This window comes from Streptomyces sp. NPDC056948 (assembly GCF_042674225.1).
In the GTDB taxonomy this organism is placed as follows: Bacteria; Actinomycetota; Actinomycetes; order Streptomycetales; family Streptomycetaceae; genus Streptomyces; species Streptomyces purpurascens.
In genome coordinates, this window is the sequence record NZ_JBHUQX010000205.1 from 1 (window position 1) to 16,098 (window position 16,098).

Genomic DNA, 16,098 nt, shown 5'->3' on the forward strand with positions numbered 1-16,098 from the left:
GCCGACCCGGTGGTCGCGGACTGGCTCGCGGGATGGACGCCTTCGGCGTCCTGACGGCTCCCTTCCGGGTCCGGCTGACAAGCGGCGCCGGACCCGGAAGGGCCACCATGCCTCGGGAGAGACTTACTGCTTCCAGGCGTAGTGCAGCCGGTCCAGGCCGCTCTGGTTGTTCACCGTCAGGCTGAGCTTCGTGCCCGTGCCCTGGAGCGTGGTGAGGGAGTAGGTGTCACCGTTGCGCAGGCCGGGCCAGTAGACCGAGCCCAGGCCCAGCTCCCGGATGGTGTCGGTCGCTGCCTGTATGTAGGCGACCTCGTTGGAGGTGCCCACCGGGCCGTTGTAGTCGAGGCCGGTGGTCATGGAAGCGCCGAACTCGTCGAGGATCGTGCGCGAGGCGCAGTCGCCGATGCGCGACTTGAAGTCCGCCTTCCACTGGTCGACGCTGGTCCAGTCGGTGTGCCAGAAGCCGTAGTTGTGCAGGGCCAGGCGCGTGCCCTTGAGACGGGGGTCGGCGCAGACGGGCTTGACGTCCTCGCTGTACTTGTAGCCGCCGATCAGGATCCGGTCGCGGGGCACGTTGCGGTAGGTGTTCACCCACGTCGCGGCGATGTCGGTCCACTCCTGGGCGGTGTAGCCGAACGGCTCGTTCATCGGCTCGAAGTACACGCGGGAGTTGTGGGCGTAGGCGGTGGTGATCCGCTTCCACATCCGGTCCCAAGTGGCCTGGTCGTCGATCTTGCCGTCCTTGGCGTTGTCGGCCTCCCAGTAGCCCAGGATGACCTTGAACCCCTTGGCGGTGGCGGCGTCGATCGCACCCCGGTACGACTTCCAGAAGGGGCCGTTCACCGAGGTCGGGTTGACCGGGAGCCGGACCGTGTTGGCGCCGAGCTCGGAGAACCCGCCGATGATCGCCTTGGACTTGGCGTAGGTGGTGGCGTAGCTGTCGGAGGTGGACAGGCCCGAGGGCACGACCGCGTCGTCGGCGTAGTTGTCGCGCGGGTCGGCCCAGTTGACGCCCTTGAAGTCACTGACGGGCGGCGGTGTGGCGGGACGGGAGGCTTGCGAGGCGGCAGCGGGGGAAGCGAGCGCTCCGCCGAATGCCGTGACGCAGGCCAGCAGCGCCCCCACGCAAGCTGTCCCGCGATGGTTCTTTTGAGACACGACATCCCCTTCTGAGCATGTGCGAAGGTGAGCAGCCCGCAGTCGGACCGCTCAGTGGAGCACGAAACTAGAAGGAGACTCGAACAGAGGTCAACACATCTGCACACAAAGTTTCACCCAGGGATCGGCGACCCCCGGGCTTCAGGCCTCAGACCTCAGGAGGACTTCTCCCCGTCCGAGGACGACGAGGACATGTCCTCCAGGTTCTTGCGTGCCTTGTCCGAAAGCTGCTTCTTCCCGGACAGCACCTCCCGGTAGTACTGCGCGCCCTTGTCCTTGGCCATCGGGAAGTCCTCGTCGAACTCCTCCGCCTCGTGGTAGGGGTCGCCCTGCTTGGTCAGGGCACTGCGCATGGCCTTGCCGGCCCCCGGGAACCTGCGCTCCTCGGACTCCGTCATGATCCCGTAGAGCATGGCGGCGGCCCGCTTCTGCGTGGCGCTCATGCCGGCGAGGGCTCCCTCGTCCAGCGCCTCGCCGCGCGCGGCGGCCGCGACCATGGGCTCGTGCTCGGCGTCCAGCGCCTGGACCAGCTCGTTGTACGTGGTTCCGAGGTCCTCGCTCCCCGGGTGCTGGGCCTTCTTGTTCGACGTGATGTACGGGCCGGCCCCTCGACCCTTGTTCACCGTGTACGGACCGAAGGGGCTCTGCCCGGGACCGTAGGTGGGCGCCGCCTGACCACGCTTCTCCGCCCGCTCGTTGGCCCTGCGCAACCGGCTCAGCCCATCCATGGGCTTCTCCTCGGCCGGGCCCTCGCCGTTGCCGCCCTGGGGCATGCGCTGAACAGCCACAAAAGCGGCGTTTCCGGCGGTGCGCTGGAGGGACATCGCCGCGTCCGGTGTCAGTTGCCCGCCGGCCGCCAATTGGGCCGCCTGGGCGCCGTCCTCATGCGGCCGGAGCAGGGGCCGGTGGGGGTGTCCGGCCCGCGCGTCCGCCTCGGATTCCGGGGACCTACCGTGCCTGTGCATCCGCATCATCCTCGTCTCGGTCCGGTGCGCCCGGCCCAGTCTCCGGGGGATCGCGGGGTGCGGACAGCGCCCGAAGGCCAGACTTCCGGGCACATTCTCCTGCGCGAAAAGCCCTCGGAGCCGGTGGGGTTCAGCCTCGGAGCGGGTGTGGCTCAGCCTCGGAGCCGGTGTGGCTCAGCCCCGGAGCAGGTGGGGCTCAGCCTCGGTCTCGCCGTGGCTCAACTGCCCACCGACAGCCCCGAGCCCGACAGCCGCACCCGGATGCCGTCCTCCTCGACCCGTACGTCCTCCAGCCGTACGTCCCCCTGCTCCGGCTTGGGCAGTTCGAACGCCAGCGCGAGACGGTCGGCCAGGACCGGGCGGGTCAGGCCCGACAACTCGCCGAGGAGGTCGGGGTCGAGGCCCAGGCGCTTGAGCACCTCGGGGTTGCTCAGGGCGAGGTCGATGAGGTTGAGGCGTTCGGCCTGGCGGGCGAAGCGCGGGGAACCGGTCAGCTCGGCGAGCTTGCCGTTGTCGGCCAGGGCCTCGTTCACCGTCGCCTCGGGCACGCCCATGCGCTGCACGATGGCCGGGACCGACAGCAGCGCCTTGGCCTTCTGGGTCTCCCGGGCCAGGTCGGCGGAGGCCTTGGGCGTCAGGTGCAGTCCCTCCGAGGCTCGCTTGCCGGGGCGGTAGGTCGCGAGGTCCCCGATGTCCAGGCGCATGCCGCCGATCTCCGTGGCGATGCCCCGCTCACCCTGCCGCTGGATCCGGGCCTCGGCCCGCAGCTTCAGGTTGTGCCCGGCGACCGGCAGGGTGCCGCGCGCCCGCACCCGGTCCCGGCCCTCGCCGGTGAACGTCACCTGGGAGGCGCCGAGTTCGCGGTTGAGGTCCGCGAAGGACAGCATGACGTCCCCGTCGAACCGGGGAACGTCGGCGCCGCGCACGGAGGTCAGGCCGTCCGCGTTCAGCCGTACGTCATGGGCCGTGGCCGACACCTTCGCCAGCGAGACCCGGTCGGCGGCGACGTCCGGGACGGTCACCTTCACCGACTCCAGTCGCTTGTCGGCGAGTTGGGTGAGGAAGGGGAAGCCGCCGATCTCCACCTCGGGCGCGGCGGCCAGGTCCAGGCGGTCCTTGAGGGTGTCCGCGGCCCGGTGCTCGGCGTACAGCACCGCCCAGCGGTCGCCGAGGGCGGCGAACGAGGCGAGGACGACCAGGCCCACCACCGCCTTCACCGCGAGCGGCAGCCCGGCGAAACGATTCTTTCGGCGTCGGCCGCCGCGGCGGTGGTCGGGCGGCGACCACTCCGGCTCCGGCTGGTCCCGCTGCTCGGCGTCCTCGCCGAGGAAGTCCTGCAGAGGGGTCGCCTCCAGAGGCCCGTCGTCGAGTGCGCCGAGTTCGTCGTAGGGGTTGTGGGGCTGTTCAGAGCGGTGGTCGGGATGATGCATGTCCATGCGGTGGGGGGTGCGCATCGTCTCATCCGACCATGCGCACCGCCCCACCTCGCAACCTGAACCCCACCTATGCGATTTACTTCACGATGGTGATGCGGTCGGCCTTCGGCGGCGCGATCGGGTCGGACGCCGAGGAGTTGGCCGTCAGGTACTGCTCCAGAGCGGCCAGGTCGTCGAGGCCGACGACGTCGTTCGTGCCCTGGCCCAGCGTCGGGAATCCGTCGCCGCCGCCCGCGAGGAAGCTGTTCGTCGCGACGCGGTAGGTGGCCGCCGGGTCGATGGCCTTGCCGTCCAGCTTGACCGAGTCGGTGACCACCCGGTCGGCACCGGACTTGGTGAGGTCCAGCGTGTAGGTCAGGCCGGACGACACCTGGAGAACCTTCGGCGCCGCCGCGTTCGGGCCGGTCACCTGCTCCTTGAGGACCTGGACGAGCTGGGCGCCCGTGAAGTCCTGGAGGTTCACGGTGTTGGCGAACGGCTGGACCGTGAAGCCCTCCGCGTAGGTCACGACACCGTCGCCTTCACCGGCTTTGGCCGCATACGTCAGGGGTGCCCGGATACCGCCCGGGTTCATCAGCGCCAGGTCGGTCTCCGGGTCGAGCTTCTTGCCGTGGGCGAGCTGGGCGTCGGCGATCAGGTCGCCGAGCGGGGACTCGCTGCCGGTGTTGCCGATGTCGCCGGAGATGTAACCGATCGGCTTGTTGCCGATGGGCGCGGCCAGCGTGTTCCACTTGCTGATCAGCTGCGTCATGTCGGGCGCCTTGGGGACGTCCCGGGTGACCACGCGGTTCGCCGACTTCACGGCCGTACGGGCGATGTCGCCGGTCTTCCGGTCGTACGTCAGCGTGGTGTCGGTGTAGAGGCGACCGAAGGACGCGGCCGAGGTGACCATGCGGGGCTTGCCCGCCGGGTCGTCGATGCTGCACACGTACGCGTTGTGGGTGTGGCCGGTGACCAGCGCGTCCACCTGCGGCGTGACGTTCTTGGCGATGTCGACGATCGGCCCGGAGATGCCGTCGCCGGCGCCCGGGGAGTCACAGTCGTAGTTGTACGACGTCGACGCCGGGAAGCCGCCTTCGTGGATGAGGGCAACGATCGACTTCACGCCCTGCTTCCGCAGCACCTTGGCGTACTTGTTGATCGTCTCGACCTCGTCCTTGAAGGAGAGGCCCTTGACGCCCTCGGCGGAGACGATGTCCGGAGTGCCCTCCAGGGTCACGCCGATGAAGCCGACCTTGACGTCCTTCTTCTTCCACACCCAGTAGGGCTTGAGGATCGGCTTCTTCGTCTTCTCGTCGAGGACGTTGGCGGCCAGGTAGGGGAAGTCGGCACCCTTGAACTTCTTGTCCGTGTAGCAGCCGTCCTTGGGGTGGCAGCCGCCGTTCTGCAGACGGGACAGCTCCTTGGCGCCCTCGTCGAACTCGTGGTTGCCGACGGACGTGACGTCGAGGTCGAGCTTGTTCAGCGCCTCGATGGTCGGCTCGTCGTGGAAGAGCCCGGAGATCAGCGGGGAGGCACCGACCATGTCGCCGCCGGCTGCGGTGACGGAGTACTTCTCGCCCTTGCGGGCCTGCCGCAGATGCGTGGCCAGGTACTCGACGCCACCCGCGTCGATGGTCTTCGTCGTACCGTCGGCCTGCTGCTCGGTGACCCGGCCGGAAGAACCGGCCGGGGGCTCCAGATTGCCGTGCAGGTCGTTGAACGACAGCAGCTGGACATCCTGGTAGCGGCCGGGCCAGTGCCCGCCCTTGCGCTGGTCCTCGCCGGCGCTCGCCGACCCCGGCAGCCCCGCGGCGGCCAGTCCACCGACGGTGACGACACCGGCGGCGATTGCGACGAAACGGTTCGTACGACGTCTACGGCGCTCCTGGTGCACCGGTGCCGGTGAAGTGGCTGGCATACGCCCCCCTGTGGGTCTGCTGCTGCTTGCTTGGACGGTGATCTCGTCCGGCGCAGCCTAGAGTCAACGCGCGTAGCGCGACAGGTGTTTCGTGGTTACATCCTGGTTGCTTCTTTGCCGCCGATTTGCCGGTGGGGCGCCGTACCCTCGTACGCATGACCAGCGACGACACCGTACGGCCCGGACGCCCCCGCTCGATCGAGACCCTTGCCGCGCTCTCCCCCGAGCAGACCGAGGCCGTGCTCGGGCTGCTCGCCGAGGCCACCCGTACCGACGGGCAGCAGGCGGTGTCCGAACAGGGCCGGTTGCAGTTGCGTGGCGGCGAGCGGGAGGGCGTGGCGCATCTGCTGCTCACCGTCGACGGCGAACTCGTCGGCTATGCCCAGCTCGAGGACACCGACCCGGTGGAGCCGCCGGCCGCCGAGCTGGTCGTCCACCCCGGGCATCGCGGGCACGGGCACGGGCGGGCGCTCGGGTCCGCCCTGCTGGCCGCGTCGGGCAAGCGGCTGCGGGTGTGGGCGCACGGTGGCCACTCCGCCGCCCGGCATCTCGCGCAGGTCCTCGGACTGACCCTGTTCCGTGAACTGCGCCAGATGCGCCGCCCGTTGACCGGCTTCGACGCGCCCGAGCCGGTGCTCCCCGAGGGCGTCACCGTCCGCGCCTTCGTCCCCGGCCAGGACGACGCGGCGTGGCTCGCCGTGAACGCCGCCGCCTTCGCCCACCACCCCGAGCAGGGCTCCCTCACGCAGCGGGACCTCGACGACCGCAAGTCCGAGCCGTGGTTCGACCCCGCCGGTTTCTTCCTCGCCTTCCGCGGCGACGAACTCGTCGGCTTCCACTGGACCAAGGTCCACGCCCAGGAGGGCCTCGGCGAGGTCTACGTCCTCGGCGTCGGCCCCGGCGCCCAGGGCGGCGGCCTCGGCAAGTCCCTGACCACGATCGGCCTGCGGCATCTGGCGGGGCAGGGCCTGCCGACGGCGATGCTCTACGTCGACGCCGACAACAAGGCGGCGGTGACGGTGTACGAGCGGCTGGGGTTCCAGACGCACGAGGTGGATCTGATGTACCGGACGGAGACCTGAGCCGGGCTCGGGCTCAAGGCCGCTGCGCCCACGTCGGGCGCCAGGTCTCCCCTTCGGTCGAGCGGGGGCGCGTCGCCAGCAGGTGGTCGCGGAGGGCGGCGAGGCCGGGATGCGGGTTGTCCGGGCGCCAGAGCAGGGAGTGCGGGTAGACCGGCATCGGGTCGCGCACGGGGACGAGACGCAGGTCGTGGCCGGTCGGCCAGACCAGCGGGGTGCGTTCGCTGAGGAAGGTCGCCAGGGTCGGGGAGGCCGCGATGGTGTCGAGGAGGGCCTCGATACCGAAGTTGGGGCCGATGGTGTCGATGGTCGGGCCGAAGGTCGCGGCGAGTTCGTCGTAGTACGCGGCCCACTCCGTGCCGGGCTCGTTGCCCGGCATCCAGATCCGGTGACCGGCCAGATGCGCGGGTGTCACCGAGGCGGCCCGGGCGAACGCGTGGTCGGGCCCGACGCACAGCCGCAGCGGCTCGTCGAGGACCGGGACGGCTTCGACGCCGTCGGGGAGCCGGTGCCCGGGCATGGTGACGGCACGGAACGTGGCGTCGACGCCCCCGTCCCGCACCGCGGTCAGCGCCGTGTCCGCGCCGAACAGCGTGACGACGTCCAGAGCGATCTCCGGATGCGCCAGGTGGAAGTCCCGTACCAGTCCGGCCGTGGCGACCCGGCGCCCCACGACGTCCACCCGTAGCGCACGGTCCCCTGGGCTCACGGCGGCCACCGCCCGCTCCTCCGCCCGGAGCAGGGCCCGGGCGTGCGGCAGGAGCGCCTGCCCGTCGATGGTGAGCTCCGCTCCCCGTGCCGTGCGCACGAGCAGCCGCACCCCGAGATCCTTCTCCAGCGCGGCGATCCGCTTGGAGACGGCCTGCTGGGTGAGGGCCAGATCCACGGCGGCCTTCTGGAACTGCCCGGAGTCGGCGATCGCCACGAAGGCTCGTACGGCTTTGAGGTCCACGCCGATAGCCTAGATGCACAACCTGTGGTTGTTCTGATGAGTGTGCCTGTTGTTTGATCCTGCGGCTCTGCAACCGATTTCATGCGGATATGCCGAACTCCTTCGTTCATCTGCACAACCACACGGAGTATTCGATGCTCGACGGTGCGCAGAAGCTGAGGCCGATGTTCGCCGAGGTGGCACGGCAGGGCATGCCCGCGATCGCGATGAGCGACCACGGGAACATGTTCGGGGCCCATGAGTTCGCGCAGACCGCGAAGGACTTCGACACGGTCAGGCCCGTCATCGGTATCGAGGCGTATGTGGCGCCCTCTTCCCGGTTCTCGCGCAGGCAGGAGTTCTGGGGGCCGGGCGGTCGCCGGGCCGTCGGGGAGGGCGGGGAGGGCTCGAAGGACGTGTCGGGCGGCGGCCGTTTCACGCACATGACCATGTGGGCGTACAACGCCCGGGGGCTGCGGAATCTGTTCCGGCTCAGCACACAGGCCAGTTACGAGGGGCAGTTCCCAGCCGGGAAGCCGCGTATGGACCGTGAGCTGATCGCCGAGCGGCCGGACGGCATCATCGCCACCACGGGCTGTCCCTCCGGCGAGGTCCAGACGCGGCTGCGTCTCGGGCAGTACGAGGAGGCCAGGACTGCCGCGGGCGCCTATCAGGAGATCTTCGGCCGGGAGAACTACTTCCTGGAGCTGATGGACCACGGCCTGGCCATCGAACGCGAGGTCCGGGACGGGCTCCTACGCCTGGCCGCGGACCTGGACCTGCCTCTCCTGGCCACCAACGACGCCCACTACGTCACCGAGGACCAGGCCGACGCCCACGACAACCTGCTGTGCATCGGCGTCGGCAAGAACAAGGACGACCCGCGCCGCTTCCGTTTCAGCGGCTCCGGCTACTACCTGAAGCCGGCCGCCGAGATGCGCGCCCTCTTCACCGACCTCCCCGAGGCCTGCGACAACACGCTGCTGATCGCCGAGCGCGTCGAGTCGTACGACGAGGTCTTCGACCAGGTCGACGAGATGCCGCGCTTTCCGGATGTGCCCGAGGGCGAGACGCAGGAGTCGTGGCTGCGGAAGGAGGTCCTGACGGGTCTCACCCTGCGCTACGGGGATCCGGTGCCGGCGCGGGTCCTGGACCGGTTCGAGACCGAGATGTCGGTCATCGGGCCGATGGGCTTCAGCTCGTACTTCCTGGTCGTGGCCGACATCTGCCGGTACGCCCGGGCCAACGGCATCCCACTCGGCCCGGGCCGTGGCTCGGCCACCGGCTCCCTCGTCGCGTACGCCACCCGCATCACCGAACTGTGCCCTCTGGAACACGGGCTGCTCTTCGAACGGTTCCTGAACCCCGAGCGCATCAACCCGCCCGACGTCGACCTCGACTTCGACGACCGGCAGCGCGACCGCATGGTCCGCTACGTGATCGACAAGTACGGCGACGCGTACACGGCCCTGGTGAACACCTTCGGCCGGATCAAGGCGAAGAACGCCATCAAGGACTCCACGCGCATCCTGGGCTACCCCTTCGCCCACGGCGAGCGGATCACCAAGGCGCTCCCGCCCGACCAGAACGGCAAACCCGCCCCACTGGACGCGATCTTCGACTCCTCCCACCCGCGCTACCCGGAGGCCGGTGAGATCCGACAGCTGTACGACGGCGAGCCGGATGTGCGGCGGGTGATCGACACAGCCCGTGGCGTGGAGGGCCTGACGCGCGGCACCGGGGTGCACGCCGCCGCGGTGATCCTGTCCAAGACCCCGCTGACCGACCGGATCCCGTTGCATCTGCGGGCTTCCGACCGTGCGCGCATCACCGGTTTCGACTACCCGTCGTGCGAGGCGATGGGCCTGGTGAAGATGGACTTCCTGGGGCTGCGGAACCTGGGCGTCATCGACCAGGCCATCGAGAACGTCCGGGAGAACCGGGGCATCCGTTTGGCCACCGTCGACCCCGGGGACGGTGACCCGGGCACGGTCGTCATCCCGCTGGACGACGCCCGGACCTACCGGCTGCTGGCCGAGGCCAACACCCTCGGTGTGTTCCAGCTCGACAGCGGCGGCATGCGCGCCCTGCTCAGGCTGATGGCACCGACCCGCTTCGAGGACATCGCCGCGGCCAACGCCCTGTACCGGCCCGGCCCGATGGCCGCCAACGCGCACACCAACTACGCCCTGCGCCAGAACGGCAAGCAGGCGCCGACCCCGATCCACGCGGAGCTGCGGGAGGCCCTCGACCCGATCCTCGGCTCCACCCACCATCTGCTCGTCTACCAGGAGCAGATCATGGCCATCGCCCGGCAACTGGCCGGCTACACCCTGGGCGGCGCGGACATGCTGCGCCGGGCGATGGGCAAGAAGAAGCCCGAGGTGCTGGCCGCCGAGTGGGAGAAGTTCCACGGCGGCATGCGAGCGAACGGCTTCTCCGACGAGGCGGTCCAGGCCCTGTGGGACGTGATGCTGCCGTTCTCCGGCTACGCCTTCAACAAGTCCCACACGGCCGGGTACGGCCTCGTCTCCTACTGGACCGCCTACCTCAAGGCCAACCATCCCGCCGAGTACATGGCCGCCCTGCTCACCTCGGTCGGCGACGACAAGGACAAGGCCGCGCTCTATCTCGCCGACGCCCGGGCCAACGGAGTGAGGGTGCTGCCGCCCGACGTGAACGAGTCGGTGGCGGAGTTCGCCGCGGTCGGGGACGACGTACGGTTCGGGCTGCGGTCCGTGCGCAACGTCGGCGACGGTGTCATCGAGTCCGTCATCGACGCCCGCCGCGGCGGCGGGCGGTTCACGTCCTTCTCCGACTTCCTGCACAAGGCCGGTCTGCCCGCACTCCACAAGCGGGCGGTGGAGTCCCTGATCAAGGCGGGTGCCTTCGACTCGCTCGGGCACTCCCGCAAGGGCCTGACCGCCATGCACGAGGCCGCGATCGACGCGGTCGTCCCGGTGAAGAAGGCGGCGAGCTTCGGCCAGGACGACCTCTTCGCCGGCCTGGGCACGTCCGAGGCGGACACCCCGGCCTTCGGGCTGGACTTCCCCGTCGACGAGGAGGAGTGGCCGCGCCGCCAACTGCTGGCGACCGAACGGGAGATGCTCGGCCTGTACGTCTCCGCCCACCCCCTGGACGGTGCCGAGCGGATCCTCGCCGCCGCCCGTGACTGCTCCATCGCCGAGCTCCTCGCCTCGGGCCGCGCCTCGGGTGAGGTACGGCTGTCGGGGCTGATCACCGGGGTCCAGCGCAAGGTGACCAAGCAGGGGAACGCCTGGGCCGTCGTCCACGTCACGGACCGGGACGCCGGTGTCGAGGTGCTGTTCTTCCCCGCCGTCTATCAGTTGGTCCAGCACGCGCTGACCGAGGACGACGTCGTCTCCGTCCGCGGCAGGATCGAGGACCGTGACGGCACCCTGAGCCTCTTCGGCAGGGAACTCGCCGTGCTGGACGTGTCCCTGGCCGAGCAGGAAGGCAGGCCCCCGGTCCGTCTCGCCCTGCCCGCGCACCGGATCACCCGGCAGTCCGTGGAGGAGCTGAAGCGGATCCTCACCGACCATCCCGGCGACTCCCCGGTCCGTCTGCGGGTCCGCGGCACCCACAGGACGACCGTCTACGCCCTGCACAGCACGGTGGACCCCACCACCGTCGCCTCGGACGTGAAGGGCACGTTCGGGGCGGACGCCTGGGTGGGCCTCGCGTGACGCCCCTGGTCTGCGCCCGCTGCGCAGCCCCTGCGCTGCTGGCCGCGCGCTATCCACACCGCTGGCACAACAGCTCCGGCGAACAGGTCGAGGGACTCAGGGAGTCGGTGCTGTGCGAATCCTGCGACACGAACGACCCGGCGGCGGCGCCATTGCTGGCCCTGCTCACTTCGGACGACCCACCGCCCCTGACCGGCCTCGCGAACGCCGTCGACGCCTGGCTGACCACGATCCGCCACCGCACCCCCGACCCCACCACCCTCGAGACGGAGGAGGCCCGCTGGCAGTCCGGAGACCTGTAGCCACCACCGGTCACCCGCACTGGCTTAGCTGCACCCACCCCGCCTCCTGTTCGTCAGCGTGTCGGGCGGGGCAGAGGCGACGGACGGCGGTTGCGCACGCGCCTAGCAGCCGTCCAGGGCGTCGGCGAGGTCGTGCGCCCCGGGTACAGGGCCCGGTGGGTGGCGCCAGGGCGGACCGCTGATCGCATCCGTCTGGAATCTGGGGCTGGAGCTCGGCGTCGGGTGGTCCGGGCAATCGTTCCGGGCGCCCTCTTGCTTCTACCGACACCGGAATAGCTCAGGCTTGAGCATTGCGATGGGTATGAATACGCAGCTCGCGACGAAAAGCAGGGCAGGCAGCCCCAAGATGACCGCACGGATGACACCCATCGGGCTCAGCGATAGCTGAAGCAACGGCAATGCGGGGGCAAGCAATGCGGCGAACATGACGAGCAGTACAGCCTCTTCTGCGCACCAGAGGACGAAAAGAGTCACCCCGAGCCAGCGCCGCCACTCCAGCTTTCGCCACATGAGGTAGGTAAGCCCAAGCGCGTGCATCAGAGCGTAGGACGCCAAGGCAGCAGCGGATGCCGTCGTCGCCAGGATGTGGACCACCATGCAGTCGACAGCAAGGAACGGGCTCCAACCCCACCAGTCGTGAATCCGGCGCCGCCACCTCGCTCGCCGGATGGCGCTGAGGCCTTGGCGCGCGCGTTCAACTTCCTCCTGCGTCGGGCGCCTGGGGACTTGCTCGGTTCTCATCAGTACCCCCGCTCTCGTCCTCGCCGGGGGATTCCTCACTGCGTCCGGTGATCTCGGCGCGCCTCGTCATCGCCTCCTGGCGCAGGGTTTCACGCCGGGTCATGGCCTCTTGCCGCAACCGCTCCCGCTCGGTCTGGGCCGACTCGCTCATCGAAGCGATCTTGAGCCTCACGAGCGCGACACCTGCGGTGACGGCCCCTGTGACCAGGGCCACGAGCCGACCGGTCCCATTGCTGATGCCCCCCTCACTTTTTTCGCCTCCCTTCTCGGCTGCGCCCCCTTCCGCATGTGAAGCCTGCGCATCCAGCTTCGCGTAGTACTCATGGGCGCTCAGGATGGCGAGGTATCCGGATTCGAGCCGAGACTCAGCTGCGATCACCTGTTCGTGTGTCTCCTCCGTGACGTCGAGAGCTTCCATGCTGCCGTGTTCGTCGGCGGAGTAGCCGTTATCGAGCACTCAAACACCTCGCAATCAGCAGTGTCACCGTAGCTATACCGCACGCGTGATCACAGGCACTTGGCCCTGTTCGGCAGTAGGCCATCCTTCGCGTTGACGTCGTCGGAGGCGATCGATGGGTGCCGCCGGAGCTGGGGGAAGCATTGCGTTGAGAGGCCCTGCTCCGCCCGCGTGAACCGGACGGAGCAGGGCCCCTTATGGGTAATCGCTGCCATGCAGCTTCGGTGATCTCAAGTCGCACAGGGTCGTGGCCGAGCGGCATTGACTCCTTTGATGTCGGCGGCCAGGAGGCCGGCGGTGTCGGTCTCCTGCGGGTCGTTTCAGCACCAACACCGCGGACCAGTCACCCGCAGGGCCCATCACCGCGCCCGCACCACCGGCCACGCCCACCGCCGCACCGGCTCCCCCGCCCCCAGCACCCCCACCAGCACGGCCCCGGTCAACACCACCGCCCACCGGTCATGCGCCGCCGCCCACCGCTCGTCCTGCACCGGCACGAGCAGCGCCCACCGCCCGGGCCAGAACAGCAGAACCAGCACCGCCGAGGTCAGCAGACCGCTCGCGAGGCGCGCCCCGGGTCGTGCGATGTCGCTGCAGCGCACCGCGACCACCGCGGCGGTCACCGCCAGGGCGAAGGCCGACCCGGCCTCCAGTGTGATGTCGGCGACCGGCGGCCGTATGTCCCGCGGCACCAGCAGCAGCGCCACCGCCCACCAGGCCGCCACGACCGGGAGGACGAGCGCCACCCGCAGTCCGGTACGGACCGGGCGCGGGGTCGGCACCGTGGACGTGGTGTGCCGGGCCGGGTCGTCCAGCAGGAACACCAGGCCCATCGCGAAGGCCAGGATCGCCGCCCGGAGCAGAGGCAGCGCGAGCCACTCCCCCGCCTCGCCGGTGGTCCGGGTCAGCGCGGCCATCAGCAGCCCCGTCGCACCGGCCGCCCCCACCAGACCCAACGGCAGGGTCCGGCAGACGGCGACGACCAACTCCCTGCTCAGTCCGAGCACTTGTCGTCCCCTTCCGGTGCGGCCACGCCCAGCAGCTCCGCGGCCCGGGCCGCGGTCACCTTCGGCTCGGTCAACGCGGCCCAGTTGTCCTTCACGCGTGCCGTGACCTCGCCCCGGGGCCGCGCCAGCAGTTCGCGCAGCACCTCCGTCTGGGCGTCGGTCATGTACAGCCCGTCCGTCGGCTGGAGCACGAGCGCCGAGCCGGTGTCGCTGTCGTCGAGGCGGACGCGGCGCAGCGCGGCCATCGGGTCGGACTCCCAGCCCAGGGCCAGCCACATCACGGTGACGATGCGGCCGTCGCACATCGAGGTCGAGGCCTTCTCATCACCCGCGACCAGCACTCCGGCGACGGCGGCCGAGAACTCGGGGACGCGGTTGCCGCCCCACCGGGTGCCCACCGTCACCTCGTGCGGACGCTCCAGCGGCATCAGCGCACCCTCGCTGGAGAGGCCGTAGTTGGCCTCGACCCGCTGCCGTACGACGATCTTCTGGTCCTGCGCGTCGCCCCCGGCCAGGGACCGCACCCGGTCCACCACCCCGGCCCAGTCCCCGACCCGCGGCCCCCACTCGGGGAACGCGCAGTACGTCGACCCGTCCCGCCGGACACAGGACTGCTCCTGCTCGGGGGTGGCCGAGGCCCGTTCCCGGGCCCGGACCAGCTCAGGGGATTCGCCGCCCGTCTGGGTCACCCCGCCGACCAGCGTCATGGCCAGCGCCCCGGCGATCCCCGTCAGGAGAACCGGCTTGCGGCCACCGGCGACCAGCACCGCCGTCAGGCCCGCGCACAGCGCCAGCCCGGCCAGATACAGGGCGTGCCAGCCTGCGGGCCGGCCCAGCAGGTCGGACGGCAGGGTGTTGCTGGTCGCCTCGACGACGACCGGCAGCAGCCAGCGGCTTCCGTCGTCGCTCGTACCCCAGAAGAAGAGGAACAGGAACAGGGAGAACACGACGAGCAGCGGCGCGGCCAGAGACGACCGCACCAGCTCTGCCATGAGGAGCCCGACCAGCCCGGCCAGCAGCACGGTCAGCGGCCCCACGAGCAGTTCGCTCACCGAACCGTGCCCGATCGCGCCGGGCCGGAGCGCCTCCCGGCCGAACTGCGCGGCCACGCACACGGCGGTGATCAGGGCCGCGGCCAGGACGGACAGCGCATGGGCGACCGTACGCCGCCACGGCGGCAGGACCAGCACCGCGAAGTACGGCTCCGTCCCGTGCCGCCGGGAGCGCAGCGCGGCGCGATTGACGCACAGCAGCACCGTGAGCCCGACGAGCATCGGCGCGCTCTGGGTGGCGCGGTCGGCGTCCTGGAGGGCCGGATAGCCACCCCAGTCCCTCCCCATGCGCCATACGGTCCAGCCGATGTAGACAAGGAAGGCGATGATCATCGGCAGCATCGTCAGCAGCCGGCGCGTCTCGAACCCGGCCAGGGCGATCACGGCGGCCCACGGCCGGTCCTTCTCGGCCCGCTCGTCGGAGGCGACCGGCTTCTCCATCACCGCGGTCATGCCGCCACCTCCACGGCGTCACCGTCGAGGGTGAGCAGATAGCCGTCCTCCAGGGTGGGTTCGAGGAGCTCGGCACCGTCCGGCGGGTCCCCCACGTTCCGGAAGGACCCGGTCCCCGTGCGCCATCCCGCCTTCGCGCCCGGGTCCCGCTCCGTGCTGCTCCACACCCGCCCCGCGGCCCGCGCGGTCAGCTCGGCAGGGGTGCCCTCGAAGCGCACCCGGCCGCCGGCCATGACCAGCACGCGGTGGCAGAGCATCGCCACGTCCTCCGTCTGGTGGGTGGACAGCATCACGGTGCGCCCCTCCCCGGCGCCCGCGATCAACTCCCGGAACCGCATGCGCTGTTCGGGGTCGAGTCCGACGGTGGGCTCGTCGAGGACCAGGAACCCGGGGTCGCCGACCAGGGCGGCCCCGAGGGCGACCCGCTGCCGCATCCCGCCGGACAGCTTCCGGATCCGCTTCCCGCGTACGTCGGCGAGTCCCACCTCGTCCAGCACCCGCCGCACCTCCCGGTGCCGGGCGGACCGGTCGGTCATCTCCTTGAGGATCGCCACGTAGTCGACGAACTCGAAGGCCGTGAAGTCCGGGTGGAACCCCGGCGTCTGCGGCAGATAGCCCAGCCGGCGCCGCACCTCCTGCCGGCCCCGCGCGGTGCCCGGGTCATGCCCGAGCACGGTGAAGGCGCCCTGGTCGGCGGGCAGGGCCGTGGCGAGGACCCGCAGCAGCGTGGTCTTGCCGGCGCCGTTCGGCCCGAGCAGCCCGGTGACGCCGGCGGACAGGCGCAGCGACACGTCGTCGAGGGCGCGGGTGCCTCCGTAGCGGAGGCTGAGCCCGGAGGCGGACACGGTCGGGGTCATACGGCACGTCCCTGAAAGAGGTCGAATCGGTCACGAAGCAGAAAGAGCAGCCC

General features: G+C 70.3%; 13 protein-coding genes. 3 read left to right on the forward strand and 10 right to left on the reverse strand.

Features of this window, described 5'->3' with window-relative positions; genetic code table 11:
• Positions 1–123: 123 nt before the first annotated feature.
• From ACFTZL_RS25190 to ACFTZL_RS25205, 4 genes are all read right to left on the reverse strand, one after another.
• Positions 124–1,158: a glycoside hydrolase family 5 protein gene (locus ACFTZL_RS25190; protein ID WP_382586959.1), complete on the reverse strand. Its 1,035-nt coding sequence runs from the start codon at positions 1,156–1,158 to the stop codon at positions 124–126.
• 155 nt (positions 1,159–1,313) lie between these two features.
• Positions 1,314–2,123 (reverse strand): hypothetical protein, encoded by an 810-nt coding sequence (locus tag ACFTZL_RS25195; RefSeq protein ID WP_382586961.1) that lies wholly within the window; start codon positions 2,121–2,123, stop codon positions 1,314–1,316.
• A gap of 218 nt (positions 2,124–2,341) precedes the next feature.
• Positions 2,342–3,577 carry a DUF2993 domain-containing protein gene (locus tag ACFTZL_RS25200; protein ID WP_382586964.1) on the reverse strand — a complete coding sequence of 412 codons (1,236 nt, stop codon included), beginning with the start codon at positions 3,575–3,577 and terminating at the stop codon, positions 2,342–2,344.
• Positions 3,578–3,635: 58 nt separating this feature from the next.
• Positions 3,636–5,459 (reverse strand): bifunctional metallophosphatase/5'-nucleotidase, encoded by a 1,824-nt coding sequence (locus ACFTZL_RS25205; protein ID WP_382586967.1) that lies wholly within the window; start codon positions 5,457–5,459, stop codon positions 3,636–3,638.
• 155 nt (positions 5,460–5,614) lie between these two features.
• Here ACFTZL_RS25205 and mshD point away from each other — a divergent pair, with 155 nt between their 5' ends.
• Positions 5,615–6,541 carry a mycothiol synthase gene (gene mshD, locus ACFTZL_RS25210; RefSeq protein WP_382586970.1) on the forward strand — a complete coding sequence of 309 codons (927 nt, stop codon included), beginning with the start codon at positions 5,615–5,617 and terminating at the stop codon, positions 6,539–6,541.
• Positions 6,542–6,554: 13 nt separating this feature from the next.
• On the opposite strand, the gene ACFTZL_RS25215 is transcribed toward mshD, so the two are convergent.
• On the reverse strand, positions 6,555–7,490 hold the full coding sequence (locus ACFTZL_RS25215) for a LysR family transcriptional regulator (RefSeq protein ID WP_382586973.1): 936 nt from the start codon (positions 7,488–7,490) through the stop codon (positions 6,555–6,557).
• A gap of 89 nt (positions 7,491–7,579) precedes the next feature.
• Between ACFTZL_RS25215 and dnaE the strand changes: the two genes are divergently transcribed.
• Both dnaE and ACFTZL_RS25225 read left to right on the forward strand, forming a co-directional pair.
• On the forward strand, positions 7,580–11,176 hold the full coding sequence (gene dnaE / locus ACFTZL_RS25220; protein WP_382586976.1) for a DNA polymerase III subunit alpha: 3,597 nt from the start codon (positions 7,580–7,582) through the stop codon (positions 11,174–11,176).
• Complete coding sequence (locus ACFTZL_RS25225; protein ID WP_382586979.1) at positions 11,173–11,478, forward strand: DUF6300 family protein; 306 nt, start codon at positions 11,173–11,175, stop codon at positions 11,476–11,478. Before dnaE ends, ACFTZL_RS25225 begins: the two co-directional genes overlap by 4 nt.
• Positions 11,479–11,736: 258 nt before the next feature.
• On the opposite strand, the gene ACFTZL_RS25230 is transcribed toward ACFTZL_RS25225, so the two are convergent.
• The 5 genes from ACFTZL_RS25230 to ACFTZL_RS25250 all read right to left on the reverse strand — a co-directional run bounded on the left by ACFTZL_RS25230 (position 11,737) and on the right by ACFTZL_RS25250 (position 16,045).
• Entirely contained in the window at positions 11,737–12,075 is a 339-nt protein-coding gene (locus ACFTZL_RS25230; RefSeq protein WP_382586982.1) for a hypothetical protein, read from the reverse strand.
• Between the two features lie 97 nt (positions 12,076–12,172).
• Entirely contained in the window at positions 12,173–12,676 is a 504-nt protein-coding gene (locus tag ACFTZL_RS25235) for a hypothetical protein (RefSeq protein ID WP_382586985.1), read from the reverse strand.
• Between the two features lie 359 nt (positions 12,677–13,035).
• Positions 13,036–13,683 carry an ABC transporter gene (locus tag ACFTZL_RS25240; protein WP_382586988.1) on the reverse strand — a complete coding sequence of 216 codons (648 nt, stop codon included), beginning with the start codon at positions 13,681–13,683 and terminating at the stop codon, positions 13,036–13,038.
• Positions 13,671–15,188 carry an ABC transporter permease gene (locus ACFTZL_RS25245; protein WP_382586991.1) on the reverse strand — a complete coding sequence of 506 codons (1,518 nt, stop codon included), beginning with the start codon at positions 15,186–15,188 and terminating at the stop codon, positions 13,671–13,673. The genes ACFTZL_RS25240 and ACFTZL_RS25245 overlap by 13 nt, the downstream gene beginning before the upstream one ends.
• The gene (locus tag ACFTZL_RS25250) at positions 15,185–16,045 is read right to left on the reverse strand and encodes an ABC transporter ATP-binding protein (protein WP_382586994.1); all 861 of its coding nucleotides are present in this window, start codon (positions 16,043–16,045) and stop codon (positions 15,185–15,187) included. Before ACFTZL_RS25250 ends, ACFTZL_RS25245 begins: the two co-directional genes overlap by 4 nt.
• Positions 16,046–16,098: the final 53 nt, after the last annotated feature.